Source organism: Pseudomonas sp. P4_C3 (genome assembly GCF_056402075.1).
Window position 1 is genome coordinate 1 of record NZ_JBFUIC010000304.1, and the last position, 4699, is coordinate 4699.

Annotated in this window: 6 protein-coding genes and 1 pseudogene; 2 read left to right on the forward strand and 5 right to left on the reverse strand. The window is 55.3% G+C overall.

The genetic code is table 11. The features are described 5' to 3' along the window. A partial coding sequence (locus AC1DVH_RS26205) for a hypothetical protein (protein WP_477756243.1) occupies positions 1–524 on the reverse strand: 524 nt, incomplete at its 3' end. A 252-nt stretch (positions 525–776) separates the two neighbouring features. Between AC1DVH_RS26205 and AC1DVH_RS26210 the strand changes: the two genes are divergently transcribed. After that, positions 777–1187: a YfeK family protein gene (locus tag AC1DVH_RS26210; RefSeq protein WP_477756244.1), complete on the forward strand. Its 411-nt coding sequence runs from the start codon at positions 777–779 to the stop codon at positions 1185–1187. A gap of 95 nt (positions 1188–1282) precedes the next feature. Next, positions 1283–1537: pseudogene (locus tag AC1DVH_RS26215) on the forward strand (MFS transporter); the annotation flags it as partial. Between the two features lie 167 nt (positions 1538–1704). Here the strand turns inward: AC1DVH_RS26215 and AC1DVH_RS26220 are convergent. The 4 genes from AC1DVH_RS26220 to AC1DVH_RS26235 all read right to left on the reverse strand — a co-directional run. Next, the gene (locus AC1DVH_RS26220) at positions 1705–2472 is read right to left on the reverse strand and encodes an ABC transporter ATP-binding protein (protein WP_477756245.1); all 768 of its coding nucleotides are present in this window, start codon (positions 2470–2472) and stop codon (positions 1705–1707) included. Positions 2473–2492: 20 nt separating this feature from the next. Then, on the reverse strand, positions 2493–3206 hold the full coding sequence (locus AC1DVH_RS26225) for an ABC transporter permease (protein WP_477756246.1): 714 nt from the start codon (positions 3204–3206) through the stop codon (positions 2493–2495). Next, positions 3203–3892: an ABC transporter permease gene (locus tag AC1DVH_RS26230; RefSeq protein ID WP_477756247.1), complete on the reverse strand. Its 690-nt coding sequence runs from the start codon at positions 3890–3892 to the stop codon at positions 3203–3205. The genes AC1DVH_RS26225 and AC1DVH_RS26230 overlap by 4 nt, the downstream gene beginning before the upstream one ends. Positions 3893–3981: 89 nt before the next feature. Next, on the reverse strand, positions 3982–4699 hold a 718-nt coding region (locus AC1DVH_RS26235), incomplete at its 5' end, for an ABC transporter substrate-binding protein (RefSeq protein ID WP_477756248.1).

Below are 4699 nucleotides of genomic sequence, written 5' to 3' on the forward strand. Positions count from 1 at the left end.
GCATTGAGTGGATCATGCAAGGCGCAGTAGCGATTGTATGCGATTGCAGTAAGTCCAACTTTTTCGCTGGTCGCTTGTAGGATTACTCTATCCTCACATACGTAATCTTTGGCGTGTTTCACGAGACTTAGAATCAATGCAAGACCAAACAGTATCCATCCAAATTTTCGCACAAACGCTTCAAACTTTTTGTACCTTCCTTCATTGTTTCGCGTGTCGTAATGATCAATGATCACCGCAGTCAGGTTAGCCACCAGACACAGCAGCGCTCCATACATGATCCATGCTGGGTAGCCATACAGTGTTAATACCCCGCGCTTGGTGGGAATCATAAAGTTGTCGGTGACCACTCCAAATGTTCCATAGATCAGGAGGGTGACTGACAACGCTATATTCCGTAAGCGGACCTTTAAATGAACTGCGTTCGGGGTGTAAGCGGATTCAGAAACAATTACGTTTCCGTCATTGGGTGTGTGGGTAGGTTTCTCTGGAGTAGTCTGATTTGGCATGTTTTGATTGCTCATTGCTGACTCTCCGAACCCTAACGTTGAGCTAAAGGACGCTAATTGCTACGGCCTAGGGGTATTTCATATTCTTCAATGCAAGTGTTCAGCGTGCGAGTTCAGGATAGACAATTTGCGCAACATCTGCGCTCCATCAAGTCACAGGGTATTGTGAGGCACCGACTTCATCAGGGCTGAAAAGTGTATGCTTTTGGCCAGTTCTGGCCCTTGGCGACAGGCAGAAACCAGCCACTTTCAGGACGAGGATGAATCATGCGGATGCGCATGCAGATGTGGATAGGAGCAGCGGCCAGGCCCATCAGCCAATTGATGATGGCCGCTGGTATCAGCCTTATCGCAATCGTAACCAATGTGCAGGCTCAAGCCACACATCAAGCCACACAAGAGATAAAGGGCTTGCTGGACTTTGTCGAGCATAGTGAATGTCAGTTCGTGCGTAACGGGGACGCATTCCCAGGTCCCCGGGCTCGGGCGCATCTGGAGAAGAAGCTGAATTATCTCGAAGGCAAGAATATGGTGAACAGCGCAGAAGACTTCATCGATCTTGCTGCCACCAGAAGCAGTATGACTGGCCGCGCCTATGAGGTGCGATGTCCAGAGGGCGCACAACCGGCACGCACCTGGCTGAAGAGGGAACTACAGAGGCAACGGCAGCTCCATTGATTTTTGCCGCTCTGGCGGAAACTTGGTTCGCCTGCATGCACGACTGAACCGTTTCCTCAGTCTCTCCTTGATGCCGATGAGTACAGGATGAAAATATGAGTAGCGGAAGTTCAAACACCAAAGCTGAGCTTTTTCGTATTCCGCGCACGATTTGGGCTCTTGGCTTTGTCAGCCTATTCATGGATCTATCATCCGAGCTGGTGCACAGTTTACTGCCTGTGTTTTTGGTCACTACATTGGGTGCGAGTGCGTTGGCCGTCGGCGTGATCGAGGGTATTGCTGAATCGACCGCCATGCTCGTCAAGATATTTTCCGGTGCTATCARCGACTTTATTGGTCGGCGCAGAGGAAGCGCGGTTCACCGCTGCTGAAGAACCTCGATTTAGGTTGACTGACTTCCTCAGGGCGTGAAGCTGACAGTGGCGATAGGCACAGATCGGCCAGATGCGGTCGGTCGATTGCTCTGCTGGCGTTAGTATTCGAAATTATCCTTCACGCCTGGAAAATCGAAATTTAACTACTTGAGACTCCCGGCCAGGAACTGCTGCAACCGCTCGCTTTGAGGCTGTTCCAGCAGCGTGCCTGGCGCTCCCGACTCCTCCACCCGCCCCTGATGCAGAAACATGACGTGGTTCGACACCTGCCTGGCAAACGCCATTTCGTGGGTGACGACCACCATCGTCCTGCCCTCTTCGGCCAGTTGCTGCATGACCTTGAGCACCTCGCCCACGAGTTCAGGGTCAAGGGCTGAAGTCGRTTCGTCGAACAGCATCACCTCAGGCTCCATGGCCAACGCACGTGCAATGGCCACCCGCTGTTGCTGGCCGCCGGACAAATGCACCGGGTACTGGCCCTCGACTTTTTGTGGCAGCCCCACCTTGGCAAGGTAATGACGCGCCCGCTCCAGTGCCTGCGCCCGACTGATACCGAGCACGCTCATCGGGCACTCGATGATGTTTTCCAGCACGGACATGTGGCTCCACAAATTGAAGTGCTGAAACACCATCGACAACCGGCTGCGCAGGCTCCGTAACTGCCCGGGGTTAACCACACACAACTCACCCCTTGAGTTTCTGCGGGTGAGCAACTCTTCGTCATTGACAACAATGCGCCCGGCCGACGGTTGTTCCAGATGGTTGATACAACGCAAGAAGGTACTTTTCCCGGACCCGGAGGAGCCGATGATGCTGATCACATCACCCGCCCTGGCCTTGAGCGAAACCCCTTTCAACACTTCATGGTTGCCGTAGTTTTTATGGACATCTTCAACGATCAATTTATACATTCGAGCAAGTCCGATAGGGGTCAGTGCGTCCGCGGTTTGAGGTAGGCCAGCCAATGCAGCTCGCCGCGTCGAAACAGCCAGATCAGGAAAAAAGCACTGGTGGCGTACAACACCCCGGCAATGCCAAAGGCGGTAAAGGATGCATAGGTCGCCGAGTTGACATCCCGGGCGATCTTCAGCAAATCGGGCACCGTGGCGGTAAAGGCCACCGAGGTGGAATGCAGCATCAGAATCACTTCATTGCTGAAAAACGGCAGCGCGCGGCGCAATGCCGACGGCAGAATAATCCGCCGATAAAGCGTGAACCGGCTCATTCCGTAGGCACTGGCGGCCTCGACTTCTCCGTGGGCGGTCGCCCTGATGGCGCCAGCAAAAATCTCGGTCATGTAGGCACAGGTATTGAGCCCGAAAGCCAGCACCGTGCAGTTGAAGCCGTCACGGAAAAAAGCGTTGAGAAAATCCTGGGACCGCACCACATGCAAGCTGTACACCCCGGTGTAAAAGAACAGCAACTGGATGTACAACGGGGTGCCACGAAACACGTAGGTGTAACACCAGACCGGCAGGCGCAGCAGCGGGTTGCGGCTGACGCGGGCAATCGACAACGGTACCGCGAGCACAAAACCCATCACCACCGAAAGTATGAGCAGCCACAACGTCACCGCCAACCCGGAAAAGTATGGCCCGTCACTCCACAGGTAAGCCTGCCAGTAGTCTTGAAGAATGCCGTTCATAACGCAGCCTTCCTGACACCGACCGAGTAGCGGTGCTCCAGCCACATCAACACACCATTGGCTACCGTGGTAATGGCGAGGTAGATCAGGCCGCCGACCAGGGTGAAGTAAAAGAACTGCATCGAGCCCTTGCCCGCATCCTGCGTGGCCTTGACCACATCTGTCAGGCCGATGATCGATACCAGCGCAGTCGATTTGATCAACACCTGCAAGTTGTTGCCAATGCCGGGTAGCGCATGGCGCAACATTTGCGGGAACAGGATTTTGCGAAAGGTCTGCCCGTGGGTCATGCCGTAGGCCCTCGCGGCTTCGATCTGCCCCGTCGGGACTGCCTGGAAGGCGCCGCGGAATGTCTCGGTAAAGTAGGCCCCGTAAATGAATGCCAGCGTCACGACACCGGCCAGAAACGGGTCGATATCTATTTGGGCGATGCCCAGCCAATCGGTCATCCGGTTGAGCAGCATCTGCAGGCTKAAGAACAGCAGCAACATGATCACCAGGTCCGGCATGCTGCGGATCACGGTCGTGTAAGCCGTGGCCAGCGTGCGCAACAAACGATTGGACGACAACCTGGAACTGGCGCCCATCAGCCCGGCCAGGACGGCGATCAGCAATGAACAAAGCGCCAGTTTGATGGTCGCCAGGGTGCCCAGCAGAATCTGCGGGCCAAAACCTTCCAGAAGCATCTCACTCTCCTTGTTCTTGTCAGGGTGAGGTGAAGGGGGGGGCAATAGAGCGCTCGAACGAGCGCCCTGTTCAAGCTAACGACGACGCGTTACTGGGCGCCGTAGACGTCAAAATCGAAGTACTTGTTGTTGATCCGCGCGTAAGTACCGTTGGCGAGAATGGTTGCCAGGGCTTTGTTCAAATCTTCGCGCAACGCGACATCGTCCTTGCGCAGACCAAGGCCATCACCGACGCCGAAGAAGCCCGGGTCATCCAGAGTGGCACCGGCAAATTCATAGTCCTTACCCGCCGCTGTTTTCAAGAAGCCGTAACTGGCTTGAATGGAACCCTGCAACGAGGCATCAAGTCGCCCCACGACCAGGTCGGCGTACACCTGGTCCTGATTCTGATAGGAAAGAACGTCCACGCCTTTGGAACCCCAAACCGCTTTGGCATAGGACTCCTGGGTCGAGCCCTGCTCCACACCAATGCGCTTGCCCTTGAGCGATTCGAGGGTCGGCTGTAATCCCGATCCACGTTTGACCACTAACCGTGCCGGTGCATTGGACACCTTGTCGGTAAACGCAATCTGCTCCAGGCGTTTGGGTGTGATGGTCATCGAAGACGCCACCGCATCGAACTTGCGCGCCAGCAGTCCCGGGATCATCCCGTCCCAGCTGCTTTCCACCCAGACACATCGGGCTTTCAGTTCGGCGCACAACGCCTCGGCGATGTCGACCCCGAAGCCGGTCAGCGTGCCATCCTGGTTCTTGTATTCCAGCGGTGGATACGTCGGGTCCACCCCCAGCTTCAACACTTTGCCAGAC